The organism is Sphingosinicella ginsenosidimutans (assembly GCF_007995055.1).
In the GTDB taxonomy this organism is placed as follows: Bacteria; Pseudomonadota; Alphaproteobacteria; order Sphingomonadales; family Sphingomonadaceae; genus Allosphingosinicella; species Allosphingosinicella ginsenosidimutans.
Genome location: NZ_VOQQ01000001.1, coordinates 61810 through 83555, shown reverse-complemented (window position 1 = coordinate 83555; position 21746 = coordinate 61810). Strand labels below are relative to the sequence as shown.

19 protein-coding genes are annotated in these 21746 nt (G+C 68.7%); 6 read left to right on the top strand and 13 right to left on the bottom strand.

Annotated features, from left to right (window positions below):
* Nucleotides 1-8 precede the first annotated feature (8 nt).
* The gene (locus tag FRZ32_RS00410; protein WP_147041634.1) at nucleotides 9-2468 is read left to right on the top strand and encodes a zinc-dependent metalloprotease; all 2460 of its coding nucleotides are present in this window, start codon (nucleotides 9-11) and stop codon (nucleotides 2466-2468) included.
* A 42-nt stretch (nucleotides 2469-2510) separates the two neighbouring features.
* On the opposite strand, the gene FRZ32_RS00405 is transcribed toward FRZ32_RS00410, so the two are convergent.
* The 4 genes from FRZ32_RS00405 to FRZ32_RS00390 form a co-directional block, all read right to left on the bottom strand.
* A complete protein-coding gene (locus FRZ32_RS00405) occupies nucleotides 2511-2840 on the bottom strand; it encodes an RcnB family protein (RefSeq protein ID WP_147041633.1) in 330 nt (109 codons plus the stop codon).
* Between the two features lie 135 nt (nucleotides 2841-2975).
* Nucleotides 2976-3551 (bottom strand): aminoacyl-tRNA hydrolase, encoded by a 576-nt coding sequence (gene pth, locus FRZ32_RS00400; protein ID WP_147041632.1) that lies wholly within the window; start codon nucleotides 3549-3551, stop codon nucleotides 2976-2978.
* Nucleotides 3552-3611: 60 nt separating this feature from the next.
* The gene (locus FRZ32_RS00395; protein ID WP_147041631.1) at nucleotides 3612-4280 is read right to left on the bottom strand and encodes a 50S ribosomal protein L25/general stress protein Ctc; all 669 of its coding nucleotides are present in this window, start codon (nucleotides 4278-4280) and stop codon (nucleotides 3612-3614) included.
* A gap of 105 nt (nucleotides 4281-4385) precedes the next feature.
* A complete protein-coding gene (locus FRZ32_RS00390) occupies nucleotides 4386-5348 on the bottom strand; it encodes a TraB/GumN family protein (protein WP_147041630.1) in 963 nt (320 codons plus the stop codon).
* Between the two features lie 77 nt (nucleotides 5349-5425).
* Between FRZ32_RS00390 and FRZ32_RS00385 the strand changes: the two genes are divergently transcribed.
* The 3 genes from FRZ32_RS00385 to ppdK all read left to right on the top strand — a co-directional run bounded on the left by FRZ32_RS00385 (nucleotide 5426) and on the right by ppdK (nucleotide 11630).
* Nucleotides 5426-6295: a glycine--tRNA ligase subunit alpha gene (locus FRZ32_RS00385; RefSeq protein ID WP_147041629.1), complete on the top strand. Its 870-nt coding sequence runs from the start codon at nucleotides 5426-5428 to the stop codon at nucleotides 6293-6295.
* Nucleotides 6296-6443: 148 nt separating this feature from the next.
* Nucleotides 6444-8888: a glycine--tRNA ligase subunit beta gene (glyS, locus tag FRZ32_RS00380; RefSeq protein WP_147041628.1), complete on the top strand. Its 2445-nt coding sequence runs from the start codon at nucleotides 6444-6446 to the stop codon at nucleotides 8886-8888.
* Between the two features lie 75 nt (nucleotides 8889-8963).
* The gene (gene ppdK / locus FRZ32_RS00375; RefSeq protein ID WP_147041627.1) at nucleotides 8964-11630 is read left to right on the top strand and encodes a pyruvate, phosphate dikinase; all 2667 of its coding nucleotides are present in this window, start codon (nucleotides 8964-8966) and stop codon (nucleotides 11628-11630) included.
* Here the strand turns inward: ppdK and FRZ32_RS00370 are convergent.
* From FRZ32_RS00370 to FRZ32_RS00335, 8 genes are all read right to left on the bottom strand, one after another.
* Nucleotides 11627-12010, bottom strand: a complete 384-nt coding sequence (locus FRZ32_RS00370; RefSeq protein ID WP_147041626.1) for a hypothetical protein — start codon at nucleotides 12008-12010, stop codon at nucleotides 11627-11629. The genes ppdK and FRZ32_RS00370 overlap by 4 nt on opposite strands.
* 69 nt (nucleotides 12011-12079) lie before the next feature.
* Nucleotides 12080-13078 (bottom strand): type II secretion system F family protein, encoded by a 999-nt coding sequence (locus tag FRZ32_RS00365; protein WP_147041625.1) that lies wholly within the window; start codon nucleotides 13076-13078, stop codon nucleotides 12080-12082.
* A gap of 18 nt (nucleotides 13079-13096) precedes the next feature.
* Nucleotides 13097-14074, bottom strand: coding sequence for a type II secretion system F family protein (locus tag FRZ32_RS00360; protein ID WP_147041624.1), 978 nt, complete (start codon nucleotides 14072-14074; stop codon nucleotides 13097-13099).
* Between the two features lie 37 nt (nucleotides 14075-14111).
* On the bottom strand, nucleotides 14112-15395 hold the full coding sequence (locus FRZ32_RS00355; protein WP_147041623.1) for a pilus assembly protein CpaE: 1284 nt from the start codon (nucleotides 15393-15395) through the stop codon (nucleotides 14112-14114).
* Between the two features lie 3 nt (nucleotides 15396-15398).
* Entirely contained in the window at nucleotides 15399-16061 is a 663-nt protein-coding gene (locus tag FRZ32_RS00350) for a CpaD family pilus assembly protein (RefSeq protein ID WP_158635773.1), read from the bottom strand.
* A gap of 29 nt (nucleotides 16062-16090) precedes the next feature.
* Nucleotides 16091-17689: a type II and III secretion system protein family protein gene (locus FRZ32_RS00345; RefSeq protein ID WP_147041621.1), complete on the bottom strand. Its 1599-nt coding sequence runs from the start codon at nucleotides 17687-17689 to the stop codon at nucleotides 16091-16093.
* Nucleotide 17690: 1 nt separating this feature from the next.
* The gene (gene cpaB, locus FRZ32_RS00340; RefSeq protein ID WP_147041620.1) at nucleotides 17691-18707 is read right to left on the bottom strand and encodes a Flp pilus assembly protein CpaB; all 1017 of its coding nucleotides are present in this window, start codon (nucleotides 18705-18707) and stop codon (nucleotides 17691-17693) included.
* Between the two features lie 52 nt (nucleotides 18708-18759).
* The gene (locus FRZ32_RS00335; RefSeq protein ID WP_147041619.1) at nucleotides 18760-19230 is read right to left on the bottom strand and encodes an A24 family peptidase; all 471 of its coding nucleotides are present in this window, start codon (nucleotides 19228-19230) and stop codon (nucleotides 18760-18762) included.
* A 47-nt stretch (nucleotides 19231-19277) separates the two neighbouring features.
* On the opposite strand from FRZ32_RS00335, the gene FRZ32_RS00330 reads away from it, so the two are divergent.
* Both FRZ32_RS00330 and FRZ32_RS00325 read left to right on the top strand, forming a co-directional pair.
* Nucleotides 19278-20210, top strand: coding sequence for an alpha/beta hydrolase (locus tag FRZ32_RS00330; protein WP_147041618.1), 933 nt, complete (start codon nucleotides 19278-19280; stop codon nucleotides 20208-20210).
* Nucleotides 20207-21316 carry an NAD(P)/FAD-dependent oxidoreductase gene (locus FRZ32_RS00325; protein ID WP_147041617.1) on the top strand — a complete coding sequence of 370 codons (1110 nt, stop codon included), beginning with the start codon at nucleotides 20207-20209 and terminating at the stop codon, nucleotides 21314-21316. The genes FRZ32_RS00330 and FRZ32_RS00325 overlap by 4 nt, the downstream gene beginning before the upstream one ends.
* On the opposite strand, the gene rnhA is transcribed toward FRZ32_RS00325, so the two are convergent.
* Nucleotides 21289-21741, bottom strand: a complete 453-nt coding sequence (gene rnhA / locus FRZ32_RS00320) for a ribonuclease HI (protein WP_147041616.1) — start codon at nucleotides 21739-21741, stop codon at nucleotides 21289-21291. The genes FRZ32_RS00325 and rnhA overlap by 28 nt on opposite strands.
* Between the last annotated feature and the right edge of the window lie 5 nt (nucleotides 21742-21746).

Genomic DNA, 21746 nt, shown 5'->3' with positions numbered 1-21746 from the left:
GGGGTAGCATGAAGCCGTACCTTGCATTCCTGATCGCCACCACGCTTGCCGCGCCCGCGCTTGCCGCCGATCCGCCGGCGCTCCGCCCGGCCGCGCAGGTGCTTGCGGGGACGAGCGCGCAGCAGGGCCTGCTTCCGGTCCATGTCGATCGCGAAAACGGGCATATCTACCTGACGCTGCCGGCCCCCGACGCGGACGGGATTTCCGGGCGCTTCATCTACCTCACCGCGCTGGAAACCGGGCTCGGCTCGGCGCCGCTCGGCCTCGATCACGCGCAGAGCCGCGAGGCGCGCCTCCTGATCTTCCGCCGCGTGGGCCGCAAGGTGCTCGCCGAGATCGAAAATCCCCGCTTCCGGGCGGAGGGCGGCGATCCGGACATGATCGAGGGCGTGCGCCACAGCTTCGCCTATTCGACGATCTGGATGGGAGACATCGCTGCCGTCGGCGATGGCGGATCGCTGATCGTCGATGTCGCACCGTTCCTGGTGCGCGACGACATGAACATCGCGCGGGCACTGCGCGAGGAGCAGAATGGCGATTACAAGCTGCGGCCGGAACTCAGCGTCGCCGACGTCAATTTCGTTCGCGATTTCCCGCGCAACCTGGAGCTGTCCGCAAGGCTCACCTTCACGAGCGAGCGGCCCGGGGCGGACGTCGCCAACATCGTTCCCGAACGCGGCAATGCGAGCTTCGTCGTGCGCCATTCGCTGGTCGCGCTGCCGGAGCCGGGCTATCAGCCGCGCCGCTTCGATCCGCGCGCCGGCAGCTTCGGGATGCAGGTGGTGGATTATAACGCGCCGCTCGGCCGCCCGCTGGTCTACGAACTGGCAACGCGGTTCCGGCTGGAGAAGACCGATCCGGCCGCGCCGCGAAGCCCCGTGCGGCGCCCGATCGTCTTCTACATCGATCGCGCGGCGCCGGAGCCGATCCGCACCGCGCTGGTCGAAGGCGTGAACTGGTGGCGGCAGGCGTTCGACGCGGCCGGCTATGTCGATGCCTTCCGGGCCGAGGTGCTGCCCGAGGGCGCCGACCCGCTCGATGTTCGTTACAATGTCGTCAACTGGGTGAACCGGGCGACGCGCGGCTGGTCCTATGGCCAGCCGATCACCGATCCGCGCACGGGCGAGATCATCCGCGGACAGGTGCTGCTCGGCTCGCTTCGGGTGCGGCAGGATCTGATGATCTTCCAGGCCCTGGTCGGCGCGGGGCTGACCGGCACCGGCGATCCCAACGATCCGATCACCGCCGCCCTGGCGCGCATCCGCCAGCTCGGCGCGCATGAGGTCGGCCACGCGCTCGGCTTCGCCCACAATTTCGCGGCGAGCACGCAGGGCCGCTATTCGGTGATGGACTATCCGGCGCCGCGCATCGGCCTGTCCGCGGGCGCTCCGACGCTGACCGACGCTTATGGCAGCGGCGTCGGGCGGTGGGACATGTTCGCGGTCGACTGGCTCTATGGCGCGCGGACCGATGCGGAGGGCGACCAGCGCATGGCGGCGGCGCTGCGCGACGGGCTGCGCTTCGTTTCCGACGACGATTCGCGCGCGGCCGATTCCCCGCATCCGCTCGGAAGCCTGTGGGACGACGGGGCCGATCCGGTGGAAGAGCTGCGGCGGATGATGGCGGTGCGGACCGCCGCCCTCCAGCGCTTCGGACCGGCGGCGCTTCATCCCGGCGATCCGCAGTCCCAGCTTCGTCGGGTCTTTGTGCCGATCTGGTTGATCGATCGCTACCAGATCGAAGCAGCCGCCAAGATGCTCGGCGGATTCGATTTCACCTATGCGGTGATCGGCGACGACCATGGCGAGGCCCGTGCCGTGCCCGCGGCGGACCAACGGCGCGCGCTGGACGCGCTGCTCGATACGCTGGCGCCTGACCGGCTGACGGTCCCGCCGGCGTTGCTGCCGCAGCTCAGCGCGGGTTGGGCAGGGGATCGTGATCGGCAGACGGACATCGAACTCATCCCCACCGCCGGCGGCCCGGTCTTCGATCCGCTGGCGGCGACCGAGACGGGAGCGGCCGTGACCCTCACCGATCTTGTCGCGCCGACTCGCCTCAACCGGCTGGAGATTCAGAGCCAGGCCGATCCGGCCTTCCCGAGCGCGCACGAAGTGATCGACCGCCTGATCGAGCGGACCTTCGCCTTCGATCGCCTCGGCGAATCGCAGGCGGCGGTGCAGCGGCGGATCGCGACGACCACGGCGCTCGCGCTGGCCCGCGCGCAACGGGATCCGGCCCTGTCGCCGACCATCGCCCTGGCGCTGTCGGATCGGCTCCAGCGGCTCGCCGCGAGCCTCGCCCGAACGACCGGCACAGGCGTTCAGGCGGACTGGAGCCGCGGCCTCGCCCGGCTGCTCGGCGATCGCGAGGCGCTCGCCGCGGCCGTGGCCGATCAGCGCCGCCTGCCGACCATCCCGCCCGGCATGCCGATCGGCGGCGCCGAGGGCGAGGACTGGCCGGGGCTGTAGATGAAAGCCCCTCTCCATCGTGGGAGAGGGGCTCGATCATGCTTATTGCGAGGCGAGGATGCTCGCGATGAGGCCGGTGGCCGCCGCGACGAGGAGATAGTCGCCGCTATTGTTGTTCTCGCGCACCCAATAATAGCCGCGCGGCGGCGCGCGAAGGCCGCGGCGCTGCCAATCGTTCACCCGCCAGCGGCGCTGGGCGATGCTGAGACGCTGGCCCCGGCGCCAGTGGTGGCCGCGCGAGCTCTGCATCTCGCGCCAGTTGTGATGCGGGGCAGGGCGATGCGGGGCCGGGCGGCGATGCTGGGCGAGCGCGGGCATTGCGGTCGAGCCGAGCAGGCCGGCGAGAATGGCGGCGGAAATCATCTTACGCATGGACTTCTCCCTTACTGGAACGGCCCCGCTACGATCCGTTCGCGACGCTTGTTCCGGGTCCGGGACGAACGTCGCCCAGACGCGACGAACGCCGCGCGGCCGATTCCGAATTGGGCGCAGGGATCGGAAGGCTGCTCAATCGCCCTGTCGCAGGCGCAGCGCGATCTCGTTCATGAAGCGGGCATCGTCGCCCTTCGCCAGCCACCCGGCTTCGGCCGCGATCGCGCCGAGCATGTCGGTCAGCGGCTCGATCTCGGCCTTGGCGTAATTGCCGAGGACATGGCGCAGCACCCTGTCCTTGTGGCCCGGATGGCCGATGCCGATCCGCACCCGGCGGAAGGCGTTGCCGATATGCGCTTCTGTCGAGCGCAGGCCGTTATGGCCCGCGGTGCCGCCGCCGGTCTTCACCTTGACGCGGAACGGGGCGAGATCGAGCTCGTCGTGGAAGACGGTGACGTCGCCGATGTCGGCCTTGTAGAAATCGAGCGCGGCGCGGATGGCGCGGCCCGAATCGTTCATATAGGTGGCGGGCTTGAGCAGGAGGATGCGCTCACCGCCGATCCGGCCGAGCCGCGCCCAGCCGGAAAAGGCCCTCTTCTCGGGATCGAAGGACCAGGTCTCGGCGACCGCGTCCACCGCCATGAAGCCGACATTGTGCCGCTGCATGGCGTGTTCAGCGCCGGGATTGCCGAGGCCGACCCAGATCTGCATGGGAATGGAATGCCCGGTTCGTCACCCCGGCGAAAGCCGGAATGACGAACCGTATCGGGCTTATTCCTCGCCGCCCTCGGCCGGCTCTTCGCCGACCAGCGGGACATCGGCGGCGGCCGGAGCCTCGCCGCCCTCACCGCCCTCGGTGGTTTCGGACTTGGCGCCCGACGAGGCGACGATCGTCGCGATCGTGAAGTCGCGATCGGTGATCGCGCTCTCCGTGCCCTTGGGCAGAGTCACGTGGCTGACGTGGATCGAATCGCCGATGTCGGTGCCGGCGAGGCTGATCACCACCTCTTCGGGAATCTCGGCCGCGTCGCAGACGAGATCGAGCTCGTGGCGGACGGCGTTGAGCACGCCGCCGCGCTTCAGGCCCTTCGACTTCTCGTCGTCGACGAAGCGGATCGGCACCGCGACGGTGACCTTGGCATGTTCGGAAATGCGCAGGAAATCGACATGCAGCGGCCGATCGGTGACCGGGTGGAACTGGACGTCCTTCGGCAGGGTCCGCACGGGCTTGCCGCCCGCGTCGATCATCACCACCGAATTCATGAAGTGGCCGGTGTTGAGGTGCTTGATCAGCGCCTTCTCTTCCAGGTGGATCGAAAGCGGCTCTTCATTGTTGCCGTACACGACGGCGGGGACGCGGCCTTGGTTGCGCAGTGCGCGGGAGGCTCCCTTGCCAGCCCGTTCGCGCGCTTCGGCCGACAGCGTAAGCTGTTCGCTCATTGCATGTCTCCTGATGCGGGTTACGTTGCGTTCCCGCGCACGCCTCCAGGGATGACCATGAGCGGGGGACGCGCGCCTATAGGGGAGCGCGCCACCGAAGGCAAGTCACTGGACCCGCTCGACCCGCAGGCCGCGCGCCTCCAGATCCGCGATCACCGAGTCCGGGCCGGCGAGATGGCCGGCGCCGACCGCGATGAACACCGTGCCTGGCCGCGCCAGCCGCTGCTCGATCCAGCCCGCCCATCGCGCATTGCGCTGCGTCAGCAGGACGCGCCGAAGCTCGGGCGTCATCGTCTCGTCGGTGTTGAAGGTGCGCGCGATCCCCGCCACGTCGCCGCGGCTCCAGGCGTTGAGCATCGCGTCGAATTCCTCGCGGCCCTGGCTGTCGTCGTCGGTCGCCGAGGCGAGAAGGGCGCGCTGCGATTCCTCGGAGAGGCTGTCGAGGAAGCCGAGCTGCTCGCGCGCGGTCTCGAGCCCCGTGGCCGGGCGATCCCCGGCGGCGGAGGCGAGGCTGGTCTCGATGCCCCGATCGGCGGCAAGGCCCATGCGCTGGAAGCCGGCCGAGATCAGGGCGATCGCCGCCGCCCAGGTCTTGAGCCGGTCGAATATCGGCGCGGGCAGCCCCGATTGCCGGATGAGCTCCGCCAGCCGGGCACGCCGATCGGCGGGGACCCGTTCGAGGATCGGCGGCAGGTTCTGCGCAAGGCCGACGCTCTGCATCGCCTGGATCGCGCCGGCGTTGAGATCGGCGGGCGAGACCTCCATCACGATCTCGTCGGCGGCGGCGAGCGCGCGATCGAGGGGGCGCGTGTGCCAGCGCAGATTCTCCGGCAGCGCGTGGATCGTCCCGAACAGATAGATGGTCGTGTCGCGGTCGCGCAGACGCCAGAGCGCCGGGCGGGCGAGGCGGACCACCGGCGCCGGCGCTGGCGCGGTGCGCGCCGATGGCTGCGGTTGCGGCTGCGGCTGGGCATTGGCGGCGGACAGCGTCAGCGCGGTGGCGGCAAGGCCCTTCAGCAGGCGCGTCACCTGGCGCTTCAAAGCGACGAACAAAGCAGACCCTTGCATCGATTCCCTTTCCTTGACCGCCCCGGCTCCATCGGCCAAAGCGAAACCCGATTTGTTGCACCCGCGAAGAGGACGCATTGGGCACCGCGCCGCTCTCTTTCCAGCAGCTCATATTGACGCTCCATGACTATTGGAGCGGCCATGGCTGCGTCATCCTCCAGCCCTATGACATGGAGATGGGCGCGGGAACCTTCCACCCCGCGACCACGCTTCGCGCGCTCGGGCCGACGCCGTGGAAGGCGGCCTTCGTCCAGCCATCGCGCCGGCCGACCGACGGCCGCTATGGCGAAAATCCGAACCGGCTCCAGCATTATTATCAATATCAGGTGGTGCTGAAGCCGAGCCCGCCCGACCTTCAGGACCTCTATCTCGGCAGCCTCGCCGCGATCGGCATCGATTTTTCGAAGCACGACATCCGCTTCGTCGAGGACGATTGGGAAAGCCCGACGCTCGGCGCGTGGGGCCTCGGCTGGGAAGTGTGGTGCGACGGGATGGAGGTGACCCAGTTCACCTATTTCCAGCAGATGGGCGGCTTCGATTGCAAGCCGGTCGCGGGCGAGCTCACCTACGGGCTCGAGCGGCTGGCGATGTACATCCAGAACAAGGACAATGTGTACGATCTCGCGTTCAACGACGCCGGCGTCACCTATGGCGACGTCTTCCTTGAGAACGAGCGCGAGATGAGCGCGTGGAACTTCGAGGTTGCGAATACCGAGGCGCTCTTCGATCTGTTCCGCAAGGCGGAGGCGGAATGCCGCAACTGCCTCGACGCCAAGCTGCCGATCCCCGCTTACGAGCAGGCGATCAAGGCGAGCCACGTCTTCAACCTCCTCAATGCCCGGGGCGTCATCTCGGTCGCCGAGCGCCAGGCCTATATCGGCCGCGTCCGCGATCTCGCGAAGGGCAGCTGCCAGGCCTGGATGGACAAGAACGGATGGGCGGCGTGAGGAGCGCTTGGCCGCAACGAACGACCGCTCGTCCCGAGCGAAGTCGAGGGGCGCCGGCACTGATTCATCACATGCGCCCCTCGACTGCGCTCGGGACGAACGAGGTGGTGCGCGGCGGTCCCCCTCCCCGTCCCGGGGAGGATCGGCGATGAGCGATTTCCTCCTCGAACTCCTTTCGGAGGAAATTCCGGCGCGGATGCAGGCGAAGGCGCGGGCGGATCTTGCGCGGCTGTTCGGGGAACAGCTCGCGGCTGCCGGGCTCGCCGCGCAGGCCGTGGAGACCTATGCGACCCCGCGCCGGCTCGCGCTCATCGCGCGCGGCCTGCCGGCCGAGACCGAGGCGGTGAGCGAGGAGCTGAAAGGGCCGCGCACGTCCGCGCCGCCGCAGGCGCTGGAGGGCTTCCTGCGCAAGACGGGGCTGGAGCGCGACCAACTCGTCGAGCGCGACGGAATCTGGTTCGCAGTCATCGAGAAACCCGGCCGCTCGACCGCCGCGGTGCTGGCCGAGGCGATCCCGGCCATCGTGCGCGCCTTCCCCTGGCCCAAATCGATGCGCTGGGGAGACGCATCCGCGTCGACCGAGAGCCTTCGCTGGGTGCGGCCGCTGCAGGGGATCGTCGCCCTGCTCGGCGGCGAGGTCGTTCCGTTCGAGATCGCCGGCATCGCCAGCGGCTCCGCGACGGCCGGCCATCGTTTCCACCATCCCGGCGCGATCACGATCGGCTCGGCCGCCGATTATGTCGAAAAGCTGCGCGCCTGCCACGTCATCGTCGACCAGGACGAGCGCGCGCGCATCGTCCGGGAGGGCGCGGCGAAGCTTGCCGCCGAAGCCGGCCTCGAGCTGATCGAGGACGAAGGGCTGATTGCGGAAAATGCCGGCCTCACCGAATGGCCGGTGCCGCTCCTCGGCCGTTTCGACGCCGCGTTCCTCGACGTCCCGCCGGAGGTGATCCAGCTCACCGCGCGGGTGAACCAGAAATATTTCGTCTGCCGCGACAAGGCGGGCAAGCTCGCCAACGCCTTCATCTGCACCGCCAACATCGCGGCCTCGGATGGCGGCGCGGCGATCGTCGAGGGCAACCGCAAGGTCCTCGCCGCGCGGCTCGCGGACGCGCGCTTCTTCTGGGAGCAGGACCTCAAGGTCCCGCTGGAGGAACAGGCGAAGAAGCTCTCCGGCATCGTCTTCCACGAAAAGCTCGGCACGGTGGCGGACAAGGTCGAGCGTGTGGCGAAGCTGGCCCGCTGGCTGGTCGAGGAAGGGATCGTCACATCCTCCCCGGAACGGGGAGGGGGACCGGCCGCGCAGCGGACGGTGGAGGGGGCTCTCCACCCGCGCGATGGGTCTCGCGACCCCCTCCACCACCAGCCTCCGGCTGGCGGTCCCCCTCCCCGTACCGGGGAGGAACTGGCCGCCCTCGCCGAACGCGCCGCGCGGCTCGCCAAGGCCGATCTCGTCACCGGCATGGTCGGCGAGTTTCCCGAGTTGCAGGGCCTGATGGGCGGCTATTACGCCGCCGCGCAGGGCGAGCCCCCAGAGGTCGCCGAGGCGATCCGCGATCACTACAAGCCGGTCGGCCAGGGCGACGACGTCCCCACCGCGCCGGTGACGGTGGCGGTGAGTTTGGCGGACAAGCTGGATACGATGCTCTGCTTTTTCGCAGCGAAGCTTCCGCCGACGGGCTCTCGGGACCCGTTTGCCTTACGTAGATCGTGTTTAGCTGCCATCCAGCTAATCACATTGAATCAGCTTCGGCTTAGCCTAGGGCGAGTGTTTTCTCGCTCTTCGTTCGAGCTGTTTTTGCAACTCTACAAGCCCATGCACGCGGCTATTAGCGAAATTAGGAAAGATTACGGCAAACTCGACTTCATCGCCGAGACAGAGATCATGGCCGCGCGAGTTGGCGAGAAATTGCCAGATTGGGATTCGGTCGATCCAAGGGGAGTCACATCGGACCTCCTCGACTTCTTCGCCGACCGCCTCAAGGTCCAGCAGCGCGAGGCGGGCGTCCGGCATGACCTGATCGACGCGGTGTTCGCGCTGGGCGGGGAGGACGATCTCGTCCGCCTGCTCGCCCGGGTGAAGGCGCTGCAATCCTTCGTCGAGACGAAGGAAGGCGCCGATCTCCTCGCCGGCTACAAGCGCGCCGCGAACATCCTGAAGAAGGAAGGCTGGTCTGCGCCAACTCCCTCTCCCCAGCGGGGAGAGGGTCGGGGTGAGGGGGCTCGGCCTTCGAGTGAACCCGCCGGCGCGGTACACCCTCACCCTGCCCTCTCCCTCAAGGGAGAGGGGAAGGAAAGCGAAGGAGAACGGGAGGGGAACGAGCCCCTTTCCTACACGCCCGAAAAAGAGGAAGCTGCTCTCATCGCCGCCCTCGACGCGGCCGAGCCGGCCGCCGCGGAAGCGCTGAAGCGTGAGGATTATCAGGGGGCAATGAAGGTGCTGGCGGGCCTGCGCGCGCCGGTCGATGCGTTCTTTGATAATGTGACGGTGAACGATGTCGATCCGCACAAGCGGGAAACCCGGCTGATCCTGCTGTCGCGTCTCCAGCACGCGGTCGATGCAGTCGCCGATTTCTCGCGGATCGAGGGTTAGCCATTACGACATCGGAACGAGAATGCTGCGTTCTTGGACTGACTTTTGTGTGACTTTTGGACGGGTGGACCGGGCATGAGCCAATATGTGTACCGCTTCGGCGGCGGCGTCTCGGATGGCGGGGCGGGCGACAAGAATCTGCTCGGGGGCAAGGGCGCGAACCTTGCCGAAATGGCTTCGATCGGCCTGCCGGTGCCGCCGGGCTTCACCATCTCGACCGAGATGTGCGATCGCTATTACCGCGAGGGCGAGCGCATCCCCGACGATGTGCGCGACGAAATCGCGGGCGGCATCGCGCACATCGAGGCGGTCGTCGGCAAGCGCTTCGGCGATCCCGCCGATCCGCTGCTCGTCTCGGTCCGCTCGGGCGCGCGGGTGTCGATGCCGGGCATGATGGACACGGTCCTCAACCTCGGCCTCAACGACGAGACGGTCGCCGGCCTTGCCGCGACCTCGGGCGACGAGCGCTTCGCCTGGGACAGCTATCGCCGCTTCATCCAGATGTATGCCGACGTCGTCATGGGCGTCGATCACGGCCTGTTCGAGGAAGCGCTTGAGATCGCCAAGGAGGACAAGGGCGTCCATCTCGACACCGATCTGGATGCCGAGGACTGGCGGCGGCTGGTCGGGCGCTACAAGGAGATCGTCGCCGAGGAGCTCGGCCGCGATTTCCCCACCGATCCGCACGACCAATTGTGGGGCGCGATCGGCGCGGTGTTCGGATCGTGGCAGTCGGAGCGCGCCAAGGTCTATCGCCGGCTCAACGACATTCCCGGAGACTGGGGCACCGCGGTCAACGTCCAGGCGATGGTGTTCGGCAATCTCGGCGAAACCAGCGCGACCGGGGTCGCCTTCACCCGCGATCCATCGACCGGCGAGCGGGCCTATTATGGCGAATATCTGATCAACGCGCAGGGCGAGGATGTCGTGGCCGGTATCCGCACGCCGCAATATCTGACCAGGGCGGCGCGCGAGAAAGCGGGCGCCAAGGCCGCGTCGATGGAAGAGGCGCTGCCCGAAGTCTATGGCCAGCTCGCGCAAGTGTTCGAGACGCTCGAGCGCCATTATCGCGACATGCAGGACATCGAGTTCACCGTCGAGCGCGGCAAATTGTGGATGCTGCAGACGCGCAGCGGCAAGCGTACCGCCAAGGCCGCGCTCAAGGTCGCGGTGGACATGGCGAACGAAGGCCTGATCACCCGCGAGGAAGCGGTGCTTCGCGTCGATCCGGCGGCGCTCGATCAGCTGCTCCACCCGACGCTCGATCCGGCCGCGCCGCGCGAGGTGATTGCCAAGGGCCTGCACGCCTCGCCCGGCGCCGCCTGCGGCAAGGCGGTGTTCGATGCCGACACCGCCGAGAAATGGGCCGAGGGCGGGGAGAAAGTGATCCTCGTGCGCGTCGAGACGAGCCCGGAGGACATTCACGGGATGCACGCGGCGCAGGGCATCCTGACGGCGCGCGGCGGCATGACCAGCCACGCGGCGGTGGTCGCCCGGGGCATGGGCCGCCCCTGCGTCTCGGGCGCCGGCGGGCTTTCGATCGATTATCGCGCCGGGCTGATGCGGATCGGCGCGCGCGAGGTGAAGCAGGGCGACGTCATCACGCTCGACGGGTCGACCGGCGAGGTGATGCTCGGCGAGGTGCCGACCGTCCAGCCCGAGCTGGTCGGCGATTTCGGCGCGCTGATGGCCTGGGCCGATGCGATGCGGCGGCTCAGCATCCGCGCCAATGCCGAAACCCCGGCCGATTGCCGCACCGCGCGCGAATTCGGCGCGGAAGGGATCGGCCTGTGTCGGACCGAACACATGTTCTTCGATGCCGAGCGGATCGCCAATGTCCGCCAGATGATCCTCGCGCCCGACGAGGCCGGCCGCCGCGCGGCGCTCGACAAACTGCTCCCGGCCCAGCGCGACGATTTCGCGGAGATTTTCCGGATCATGGCGGGCCTTCCCGTCACGATCCGCCTGCTCGATCCGCCGCTCCATGAATTCCTGCCGCATCAGGAGGAGGAATTCGCCGAGGTGGCGCGCGCCTCCGGCCTTGCGGTCGAGACGCTTCGTGCCCGCGCGCAGGATCTGGCGGAATCGAACCCGATGCTCGGCCATCGCGGCTGCCGGCTCGGGATCACCTATCCCGAAATCTACGAGATGCAGACCCGCGCCATTTTCGAGGCCGCGGTCGCGGTGGCCGGCGAGGGGGGCGAGGCGCCGATCCCCGAGGTCATGGTGCCGCTGGTCGCTACGAAGGCGGAGCTCGCGATCATCAAGGCGCTGATCGAGCGGACGGCCGAGGCGGTGTTCGCCGAAACCGGCAAGCGGATCGACTATCTGGTCGGGACGATGATCGAGCTGCCGCGCGCCGCCCTTCGGGCCGGCGAGATCGCCGATGAGGCGGAATTCTTCAGCTTCGGCACCAACGATCTCACCCAGACGACGCTGGGCGTCAGCCGCGACGATGCCGGGCGCTTCCTGGGCATTTACGTCGATAAGGGCATCTTCGCGCGCGACCCGTTCGTCAGCATCGACGTGGAGGGCGTTGGCGAGTTGATCCGGCTCGCGGCCGAGCGGGGCAGGGCGACGCGCCCGGCGATCAAGCTCGGCATCTGCGGCGAGCATGGCGGCGATCCGGCGAGCATCGCCTTCTGCGAGAGCGTCGGCCTCGATTATGTCAGCGCATCGCCCTATCGCGTGCCGATCGCGCGGCTCGCGGCGGCGCAGGCGGCGCTGAAGGCGAAAGCCTAGAGCGGGCCGCGCGGCCCGTCGCGGCGGCGGAGCTCGTCTTCCTCCGCGCGCAGGCGTTCGCTGCGAACCAGGTCGTCCTCGGCGGCGGCGCGATCCGCCGCTCGGCGATCGGCGACCCGGCGCTCGACCTCGACATCGCTCTCGGCCGCGGCCTCGCGGCGGCGCGCCTCATCGCGGGCGGCGGCGCCGCGCAGCGAGGCCATCTCGTCCGCCTCTCGCCGAAGACGCGCATTGTCGGCCTCCAACGCCTCGCGCCGGGCGACCTCCTCGCGATAGCGGTGCTTCCACTTTGGGCTGGCCATCAGCGCGAGGCCGAGGAAGAGGCCAAGCAGGAAGACAAGCAGCAGGATCAGCCACTGATCGGGGGTGAAGGCGGGCATGTCGCGCGCTCCTTTCGGCGTACCGTCGCCGAAACAAGCGCGCCGCGCCGCTTTAGGTTCCCGCCCCGATCAGTGGGTCGCGAGCAGCGAGTCGTGGATCGAGCAGGAGGCCGGGCCGAGGATGACGACGAACAGCACCGGCAGGATGAAAAGAATCAGCGGCACCGTCATGATCGCCGGGAGGCGCGCCGCCTTTTCCTCCGCGCGCATCATGCGTTCGTTGCGGAATTCGGCCGAAAGGACGCGAAGCGCGCTGGCGAGCGGGGTGCCGTATTTTTCGGTCTGGATCATGGTCGTCACCACGCCGCGCACCGATTCGAGATTGATGCGCTTGGCGAGATTCTCGAACGCAAGGCGGCGATCGGTGAGGAAGCCCAATTCGATCGAGGTCAGCGCGAATTCGTCGCCGAGCTCGGGATAGGCCTTGCCGAGCTCGCGCGCGACGCGGCCGAAGGCGGCATCGACGGTGAGGCCGGCTTCGGCGCAGATGACGAGCAGGTCGAGCGCGTCGGGCAGGCCCTTGCGGATCGCATGGGTGCGCTTGTCGACGCGGTTCTTGATGTAGAGATCGGGCGCCTTGTAGGCGAGCAGGAAGGCGCCGGCGACGAAGCCGTATTTCTTGAGCGGTCCCCAATCGGGGAAATAGTCGATCCCGTAGATCAGCAGCAGCGCGAGGCCGCCGAGCACCACCGGCAGCACGAAGCGCGCGAAGATGACGACGAAGGCCATGTCCTTCGAACGGATGCCGGCCTGCATCAGCCGGGCCTGCGCCTTTTCGACCTGCTCGGCCTGGAGCATCTTCATCGAGGCGAGGACGTTCCTCACCTTGTCCGCCATCTCGTTGCGGTTGGAGATGTTGCGGCGGCGCTTCGAGGTCGAGGCGACGATGCCCGCCTTCAATTGCTCGCGGCGCTCGTTCAGCGCCTTGACCCGCTTGGCCATCGGATCGCGCACCGTCGTCGCGGCATAGATGGCGAGGAGCACGGCGAAGGTCGCGACGGCGGAGAGGATGCTCCCCACCATCACCATGTCGATCCCCATGAAGGTTGGGCCGTGCGCCGGAGTCATGTCGCTGGTCGTCCTCGCTCAGATCTCGAAATTGATCATCTTGGCCATGATGAATGCGCCGATGCTCATCCACACAAGGCCGCCGCCGCCCGCGATCATCAGGCGGGAATCGACGAAGAAATTCTGCATGTAGGTGCCGTTGATGAACCAGATCAGCCCGAAGACGATGAAGGGCAGGGCGCCGATGATATAGGCCGACGCCTTCGATTCCGACGACATCGCCTTGATCTTGAGCTTCATCGCGGCGCGCTGGCGAAGGACGGTTGCGAGGTTCGACAGCGTTTCGGCAAGGTTGCCGCCGGTCTCCCGCTGGATCGCGAGGCTGATCACGAAGAACTGGAATTCCGGCGTGCCGAGCCGATCGCTGACGTCCTGGAGCGCGGCTTCCATCGTCCGGCCGATCTTCATCTTGTCGGCGACGTTGCGGAATTCGACGCCGACCGGGCCGGGAACCTCGCTCGCGACGATCCCGATCGTCTCGGAGATCGGAAGGCCGGAGCGAAGGCCGCGCACCGCGAGCTCGATCGCGTCCGGGAAGCGCTGGGTGAACTTGTTGATCCTGCGCTTGATCAGCTGGCCGACGATGAAGTGCGGCACGGCGACGCCCGCGAACAGCCCGAGTGACAGCGCGAGCAGCAGCGGCATCCCCTTGAACAGCAGCAGCGCCAGGACGACGACCCCGAGCCCGGCCGAGGCCATCGCATATTGGCCGAGCGACCAGGTCCGCCCCGTCTGCTCGAGCCGCCGGCGAAGGAGCGCCGGATTGGGAATGAAGCGCTGGGCGAAATCGTCGACGGCGCGGTTCTGGCGCTGGGCGTAGATGCGGCGCATCTGCGCCTGCGCGGCGACCTCGGTGGAGCGGCTGTGCCGCTCGCGCACCAGCTCCAGCCGCTTCGCCTTCGCCTTGTCGGCCGAAGGACCGCCGAACGCGGCGGCGAGCAGGAGCAGCGTGAAGCCCGCGCCCCCGGCCAGCAGGAGAATCGAAACACCCGGCACGCTATCCTCCTCCTGTGCGACGCGACGCGCGGCCCGGTCAGGCCGCCGCCGACGCCTCCTTGGGCTTCTTGGCGACGAGCGACTTGAAATTGCCGAGCTTGCCGAGCAGCGATCCGTTCTTCGCAGCGCCCGCCTCGGCCTCCTCGCCACTGGACTGCTCCAGGGCAAGGGTCAGGAGCTGATCGAGCGGCTGGGCGATCTTGCCTGCCTTCACCGTCTTGGCGAGCGGCTGGCCGAGCTTGGCCGCCTGCGACGCGGCCTTGGGATCGAACGGGATCACCACGTCGACCTTGCGCTCGATCGAATGTTCGAAATCCTTGCGCGTCACTTCCTGCGGGCCTGGCGCCACCTTGTTGGCGACGACGATCACGCGGGCCTGCGGCGCGTTCGCTTTCAGCCAGGACAGGATCCGGATCGCGTCGCGGGTCGCGGCGAGGGTGAACTCGACGACGACGACGGCCACCTGGATATCGTTCACGAGATGCGGGAAGTGGACCAGCATCGGGCGCGGAAGATCGATCACCGTGCCTTCGAAGGCGTGGCGGATCTCTTCCTGAAGCTGGAAGAAGGCGGAGCCGTCGTTCAGCATCTGCTGGTTGATCGGCGCCTCCGCCGACAGCACGCACAGGCGATCATTGGCGCGCACCATCGCGCGCTCGATGAACAGTCCGTCGATGCGGCTCGGATTCTCGATCGCGTCGGTGAGGCCGCGGCCGGGCTCGAGATCGAGCGCGAGCGCGCCGGTCCCGAAATGGATGTCGAGATCGAGCAAGGCAGTCGAGCGCGCTGCCTTCTCGCCCATCAGCCAGGCGAGCGAGGAGGCGACGGTCGAGGCGCCGACGCCGCCGCGAACGCCGATCACGGCCGCCATCACATTGGGCTTCTCGCTCACGGCCTCGTTGAGCCGCGGGCCGGAAATGGTGAGCTGGGCATTGGCGAAGGCGTCGCGCAGCTGGTCCGCGGTGAACGGCTTCAGGAGATAGTCCTGGATGCCGCTCGCGACGAGATCGCGGTACAGGCGCACGTCGTTGACCTGGCCGGCGGCGATCACCACCGTGCCCGGCTCGCACACTTCGGCGAGCGCGTTGATGTCGTTCAGCGGATCGCCGCTCTCCGACAGGTCGACGAACAGGATGCTCGGGCTCGCCGAAACGGACAGAGTCTGGACGGCGTTGCGCAGCCCGCCCTTGTTGACCTTCTCCGGGGACCAGCCATGCTCGACCGCGACCGGGCGAAGCAGATCAGCCGTCGCCTCGTCGCAGACGAAGGCGGTAAACGGATCGCGCAGCGCCGCCGCGCGGGCGTTGAAGGGCGCATTCATGGTCTAGTGGCCTCCGCTGGTCGTGCTGGTGGTCGGCAGCGCCTGGTTGCTGGTCGCGGGCCGTGTCCGATAGCTGCGGATCGCGCGCGTCGCCGTGTCGGTATTGCCTTCGACCGAACCTTCGCGGCCGAGCACCAGATCGTTGGGATCGGCGATCATCGCGGCGAGGTTGGAATTGACCGCGCAGCCATAGTTGCTCGAGGTCGTCGTGCGTTCGACCATGCCGCGATCGCTCCAGGTCGGGCAATCGGGGACGCTGGCATGGGCGCGGCTGGCAATGACGCGCACCGTGCCGGGCGCGATCGCCCCTTCGGTGACCGGCGCGCCGTCGGCGAGCAGCAGGCCATAGCGGCCGGCGACTCCGGCGACGTCGCGGACGACGCCTTCGGACGGCTCGCCGCCCGGCGCGTCGATCGACACGCGATCGCCGTAGCGCAGGTCGATCGAGCCGAACCATGCGTCGAGCCGGCCCCGCTCATAATCCGAAAGCCCGTCGCCGTTCGACTGGACATCGAACACATAATCGGTGCGCTCGACGACCGGCTGGTGCAGCGAATAGAGCCCGGTGTTGTTCTGCGCGGTCAGCGGGCCCTGCGGCGCCGTCGTGCAGCCCGACGCGGCGAGGGCGACGGCGGAAACCGCGGCGATGGTGAGGAGGCGTTGCATGAGCGTCGTGTCCTTTTCCTCGCGGGGCATCAGAAGTTGAAGCCGGGCTGGGCTGCGGCGCTGCCGCTGGCGGGGGCGATCGCGCCGGGGCGCGGGGCAGGCGTGGCGGTGGCGGTGCGCACCGGCGCGGCGCCGGGCCGGGCCGCGGCGGCCGCCGATCCCGCATCGCCGGTGACGCCGACGCCCGGCCCGACCGTCTGGGCCGGCGCGGAGACCGGTCCGGGCCGCTGCTCGCCGGTCAGGCTGTTATGTTCCTGGCCAAGCAGCACGCGCGATGGATCGTCCGCGTTGCGATAGCCGTCCGTCGGCAACGCGATGCGGTTGGCCGAGACCGGATTGACCAGATAGGGCGTCACGATGACGACCAGCTCGGTCTCGTTGCGCTGGAAGCTGTTCGACCGGAACAGGGCGCCGATGATCGGCAGGTTGCCGAGCCAGGGCGCGCGATTGACCGAATTGCTGTTGGTGTTGTTGAGCAGGCCGGCGATCATGAAGCTCTGGCCCGAACCCATCTCGACCGTGGTCTCGACCCGGCGGGTGGTGAGGGCGGGCACGTTATAGCCGTTGAGGCGGATGCTGCCCTGATCGCTGAGCTGCGACACTTCCGGACGCACGCGCATCGAGATGCGGCCGTCGGCAAGCACGGTCGGCGTGAAGGCGAGGCCGACGCCATATTGCTTGTATTCGACGGTCACCGCGCCGAGCGACTGCGAGATCGGGATCGGGAATTCGCCGCCGGCAAGGAAGCTCGCGGTCTCGCCCGACAGCGCGGCGAGCGTCGGCTCGGCGAGCGTGGTGACGAGGCCGGTCGTCTCGTTGAGGTTGAGCGTGCCGAGCAGGTCCATGCCGAGCAGCCGGCCGGCGGCGCCGAGCGTGGTGCCGTTGGCCGGATTGTTGAAGGTGAACGACGTCGAACCTTCCGGCAGGCCGGTGTCCGAATTGCCGTCGGTGATCGTGGTGATCGTGCCCGGATTGCCCTGGCCGATGCCGAACAGGAAGCCGCCGCTATTGTCGCGGCTGAGCAGGTTGGCGCCGATCTGGCGGACCAGCGAGCGGCTGACCTCGGCGATGCGGACCTGCAGCATCACCTGCTGCGGAGTCGCGCTGCGCAGGCGGGTGATGACCTGGGTATCGGTGCCGACATAGGCCTGGACGATGCGCTCGGCCTCCTCGGCGTCGGCCGGCTGGGCGACCGTGCCGGTGAGCAGGACGGTGCCGTTCATCGGCGTCGCCTGGATATCGGCCTCGGGCATCGCGGTGCGCAAGAGCTGCCCGACCGCGGCGAGATTCTGGCCGACCCGGACATTGGCCGAATAGACGACATGGCCGGCGCGATCGGTCGCATAGACGGTCGTGCTGCCCGCCGCCTTGCCGAAGATGTAGATCTGGTTCGGCGAGCGGACCTGGACGTCGGCGATGCTGTCATTGGCGACGAACAGGTCGCTCATCGTGCCCGTGAGGCGGACCATCCGCCCGGTGCCGATCGACAGGGTGATGTCGTTGGCGGGCGCGGCGGCGCCGGCGGGCTGGGCGATCGCCGGGCCCGTCGAGACCGCGGCGAGGCCCGCCAGCGCGGCGGCAAGGGCCGTGCCCAGGCCGAGGCGCCTGATCTTCTCGATCTTCGTCATCTTAACGTGCTCCCACCGGAACGAGCGTGACGTTGTTGCCGCGCGCCACCCGGACGACCGGCCCGACGGGCTGGCCGTTCAGGGCATTGGGCGCGGGCGCGCCACCATTGTTATTGTTGTTGTCGCGCGGACGGCCGGGGACGGTGCTGCGCTGGAAGCGCGAGACGTCGGCACCCGTCGTGAAGCTCGTGTTCGAATCGATCGGCTGGCTCTGGACCGCGAGCAGCATCCGGCGTTCCGCATTGGGATCGTCGCTGCGCGGCACGGTGACCTCGCCGGACGCGATCGCGCGCTCGAGCTCGGCATTGTTGTCGGCAAGGCTGCGCAGCGAAAGCGAGAGCTGGCCGATCGTCTGGGCGACCGCGATCTTCTCGGCGATCTTCGGGGTCGCCTCGAACGTCACCGTCGAGCTGTGCTGCGGGACCTGGTTGCCATCCTCGTCGCGCGCGTTGATCCGCTGGTCGACGGCAAGCACCCGGATGTTGCGAACGATCGTCTCGGAGGCGTGGAGGGGCGGGCCGTCGCCGCCGCCCTGGACTTCCTGCGACAGGACGAGATCGACCCGGTCGCCAGGGAAGACGAAGCCGGCGACGCCGCTGGTCGCGGAAACCGCGACGGTGACGGCGCGCATCCCCGGCCCGAGCGCCGCGGCAAGGAAGCCGCGCTCGCCCGGACGGACCAGCGCGCCTTGCGTCACCGGCTGGCCGGCCGCGATCTCGGTACGGACCACGGTGCCGACCAGGCTCTGCGGATCGGCGCCCTGCTCGCCACGGGTGAAATAGGCGTCCTGCACGAGGCCCTGCGGCCAGGGCTGGTAGCGCAGCGCATCGGCCTCGATGATCGTGCCGACCGGAAGCGGCCGCACGGCGACGAGCACTTGCGGCCCGGCAGGAACGGTCGCCGGTCCGGCAACGGCCTGGGGCGCGGACGCGCCGGTGAACATGTTCTTCGCCATGATGGCGGTGACCGCCGCAATGACGAGCGCGCCAACCAGCAGCGCGATTTTCCTGACGTCCATGGCGCTTGTCGCCTCCCCCGATGGGACCGATGGTAAACTCGGCCCCTAGTCATCATCCAAATTGGTAAAGAAACCGTTCGCTAAGGACCCACAAACCGCCAAATGCGATGGCGAGCCCGTAAGGGATTTCGGGCCGTTCCGTGCGCCCGGCGATCCGCCCGGCGACGACGAAGCCGAGCGTCAGGACCCCGCCGGCGATCGACATGATGACGAGCATGGCGAGCAGCGCCTGCCACGGCAGCCAGAGCGCGAGCGCGCCGAGCAGCTTCACGTCGCCGCCGCCCATGGCGCCGATCGCGAAGGCCAGCGCAAAGATGGCGAAGACCGCGACCGCCAGGCCGATCTGGAGCGCGATGTCCGGCCAGAGCGCGAGGCCCGCCGCCCACCAGAAGGGAATGGCGAGCAGCGCGATCGCGGCGTTGAGGCCGTTGGGAATGATCCGCGAGCGCCAGTCGAACCAGCAGCACGCCAGCAGCAACGCCGCCAGCAGCATGAGCAGGAAGGTGGAAAGACCGGCGGACATGCGTCGCCCTCTAGACGGCAAAGCTTTCGAGACCGTAACCGGGGCGCATGGCCGACAGCGACGACTCGCGCCGTGTCCACCCGCCCGGCGCGGTCTTCTCGACCTTCGCCGCGCCCGATGGCTGGCCGCTGCGACGGATGGACTGGCTCCAGCCGGCGCCGGAGGCCGCGCGCGGCGATCTCCTGTTCGTCGGCGGGCGCGGCGACTTCATCGAGAAATATCTGGAAATCTACCATTGGTGGCACGAGCGGGGATGGAACGTCACCGCCTTCGATTGGCGCGGCCAGGGCCTGTCGCGTCGGCCTGACGATGCGGGATCCGCGGATTTCGCATTGCGAACCGGCGACCTGATCGCGCTGCTCGCAAACTGGCGCGCGGCGCGGCCGGGGCCGCATGTCGCGGTCGCCCATTCGCTCGGCGGCCATTTGCTCCTGCGCGCCATGATCGAGGCGCGGCCGGCGCTCGACGCCGCCGTGCTGGTCGCGCCGATGCTGCTGGTCAACAGCGCCCCGGTGCCGGCCTGGCTGGCGCCGGCGCTCGCCGCGGCGGCGACCCGGGGCGGGCGCGGCGAGCGGCGGGTGTGGAAGACGCCGGCCGCCGCCCCGGTTGGATCGCAGCGCCAGCGCTTCCTCACCCGCTCGGTCGATCGCTACGCCGACGAACTGTGGTGGTGGGGCCAGCACCCCGAATTCAACATCGGCACGCCGAGCTGGGGTTGGATCGACCAGTCCTATCGATCGGCCCGCGCCACCTTCACGCCGGCGCGGCTCGGCGCGGTCGAAACCCCGGTGCTGCTGCTCGCCACCGATGCGGACCGGCTGGTCAGCACCGCCGCGATCCGGCGCGCCGCGCGCCTGCTGCCGCACGCGACGCTCCACGTCTACCCGGATGCCGCGCACGAAATCCTTCGCGAACCCGATGACGTGCGGCTCGATGCGCTGGCGCGGATCGATGCCTTCCTCGACGAGCACGCCCGATGAGCCGCTACGACGTTGCGGTCATCGGTGCTGGCATGGCCGGCGCCAGCCTCGCTGCCGAGATTGCGGACGCGCGAACCGTCATCCTGATCGAGGCGGAGGCGCACCCGGGCTATCACAGCACCGGACGCTCCGCCGCCTTCTGGTCCGAAACCTATGGCGGCCCGGCGATCCAGCCGCTCACCACCGCCTCGGGCGGCTTCCTCGCCGCGCCCCCCGGAGACTTTGCCGACGCGCCGTTCCTGTTGCCGCGCGGCGCGGTCCATATCGCGCGGGAGGAAGGACGCCGCGCGCTCGACGCGCTTGCGGACTCCTTCGCCGTCTCAGGCGTGCCGCTGCGGAAACTCGGACGCGGCGCGCTCGCGATCCACGGCCTGAGACCGGGCTGGCACTTCGGTCTGGCCGAGCCGAGCTGTGCCGATATCGACGTGGCGCGTCTGCACGCGGCCTATCTCAAGCGCGCGCGCACGCGCGGGGCGGCGCTCGCCACGGACGCGCGGGTTGTCGGGGTTCGGCGTGGTAAAATGTGGCGGATCGAGACGAAGGCGGGGACGATCGAGGCCGCGACGCTGGTCAACGCGGCCGGTGCGTGGGCGGACGAGGTGGCCGCGATGGCAGGGGTGCGGCCGATCGGGATCCAGCCCTATCGCCGCACGGTGGCGCAGCTTCGGGTCGATCCGCCGGCGCCGGCCGACCTGCCGCTGATCGTCGACGCGCTCGGCCGATTCTACTTCAAGCCCGAGGCGGGCGGGCGATTGTGGGTCAGCCCGCATGACGAGACCCCCTGTCCCGCCGGCGATTGCGCGGCCGAGGAGATCGATGTCGCGATCGCCATCGATCGGCTGCAGCAGGTGGTCGATTGGCGGGTGGGGCGGGTCGAGCGCGCCTGGGCGGGGTTGAGGAGCTTCGCGCCGGACCGGCGCCCCGTCTACGGACCCGATCCCGGCGACCCCGGCTTCTTCTGGTGTGCGGGGCAGGGCGGCTTCGGCATCCAGACCGCCCCGGCGGCGGCGAAGCTCGCCGCGGCGCTGCTGCTTGGCGAGGCGGGCGATCCGATGATCGCCGCGGTCGATCCTTCGCCCTATCTGGCGACGCGGTTCGACGCCTGAGCGACGGCCGCGGCGGAGGCCAGCGCGTCGGCACGCTCGTTTTCCGGATGGCCCGCATGGCCCTTCACCCAATGCCATTCGATGCGATGCGGCGCTTCGGCGGCGATCAGAGCCTGCCACAGATCGGCATTCTTGACCGGCTTCCGGTCCGCAGTCTTCCAGCCGTTGCGGATCCAGCCGCGGGTCCATTTGGTGATGCCGTCGCGGACATAGTTGCTGTCGGTGTAGAGCGCGACCCGGCACGGGCGGGTCAGCGCCTGCAGGCCCTTGATCGCGGCCATCAGCTCCATGCGGTTGTTCGTCGTCAGCGGCTCGCCGCCGGACAGTTCCTTCTCGCGCGTGCCGGCGCGGATGACGACGCCCCAGCCCCCGGGCCCCGGATTGCCCTTGCAGGCACCGTCGGTGAAGATTTCGACCTCGGTCACGCGGG

Excerpts from the sequence above, each read along its gene's own strand:
- FRZ32_RS00410 (WP_147041634.1), top strand. The coding sequence starts at position 9 with ATGAAGCCGTACCTTGCATTCCTGATCGCCACCACGCTTGCCGCGCCC.
- FRZ32_RS00355 (WP_147041623.1), bottom strand. The coding sequence starts at position 15,395 with ATGAATGCGCCCTTCAACGCCCGCGCGGCGGCGCTGCGCGATCCGTTT.
- FRZ32_RS00370 (WP_147041626.1), bottom strand. The coding sequence starts at position 12,010 with ATGCCCGCCTTCACCCCCGATCAGTGGCTGATCCTGCTGCTTGTCTTC.
- FRZ32_RS00345 (WP_147041621.1), bottom strand. The coding sequence starts at position 17,689 with ATGACGAAGATCGAGAAGATCAGGCGCCTCGGCCTGGGCACGGCCCTT.
- FRZ32_RS00390 (WP_147041630.1), bottom strand. The coding sequence starts at position 5,348 with ATGCAAGGGTCTGCTTTGTTCGTCGCTTTGAAGCGCCAGGTGACGCGC.
- FRZ32_RS00395 (WP_147041631.1), bottom strand. The coding sequence starts at position 4,280 with ATGAGCGAACAGCTTACGCTGTCGGCCGAAGCGCGCGAACGGGCTGGC.
- FRZ32_RS00350 (WP_158635773.1), bottom strand. The coding sequence starts at position 16,061 with ATGCAACGCCTCCTCACCATCGCCGCGGTTTCCGCCGTCGCCCTCGCC.
- glyS (WP_147041628.1), top strand. The coding sequence starts at position 6,444 with ATGAGCGATTTCCTCCTCGAACTCCTTTCGGAGGAAATTCCGGCGCGG.
- FRZ32_RS00405 (WP_147041633.1), bottom strand. The coding sequence starts at position 2,840 with ATGCGTAAGATGATTTCCGCCGCCATTCTCGCCGGCCTGCTCGGCTCG.
- cpaB (WP_147041620.1), bottom strand. The coding sequence starts at position 18,707 with ATGGACGTCAGGAAAATCGCGCTGCTGGTTGGCGCGCTCGTCATTGCG.
- ppdK (WP_147041627.1), top strand. The coding sequence starts at position 8,964 with ATGAGCCAATATGTGTACCGCTTCGGCGGCGGCGTCTCGGATGGCGGG.
- FRZ32_RS00330 (WP_147041618.1), top strand. The coding sequence starts at position 19,278 with ATGGCCGACAGCGACGACTCGCGCCGTGTCCACCCGCCCGGCGCGGTC.
- FRZ32_RS00365 (WP_147041625.1), bottom strand. The coding sequence starts at position 13,078 with ATGACTCCGGCGCACGGCCCAACCTTCATGGGGATCGACATGGTGATG.
- pth (WP_147041632.1), bottom strand. The coding sequence starts at position 3,551 with ATGCAGATCTGGGTCGGCCTCGGCAATCCCGGCGCTGAACACGCCATG.
- FRZ32_RS00335 (WP_147041619.1), bottom strand. The coding sequence starts at position 19,230 with ATGTCCGCCGGTCTTTCCACCTTCCTGCTCATGCTGCTGGCGGCGTTG.
- FRZ32_RS00325 (WP_147041617.1), top strand. The coding sequence starts at position 20,207 with ATGAGCCGCTACGACGTTGCGGTCATCGGTGCTGGCATGGCCGGCGCC.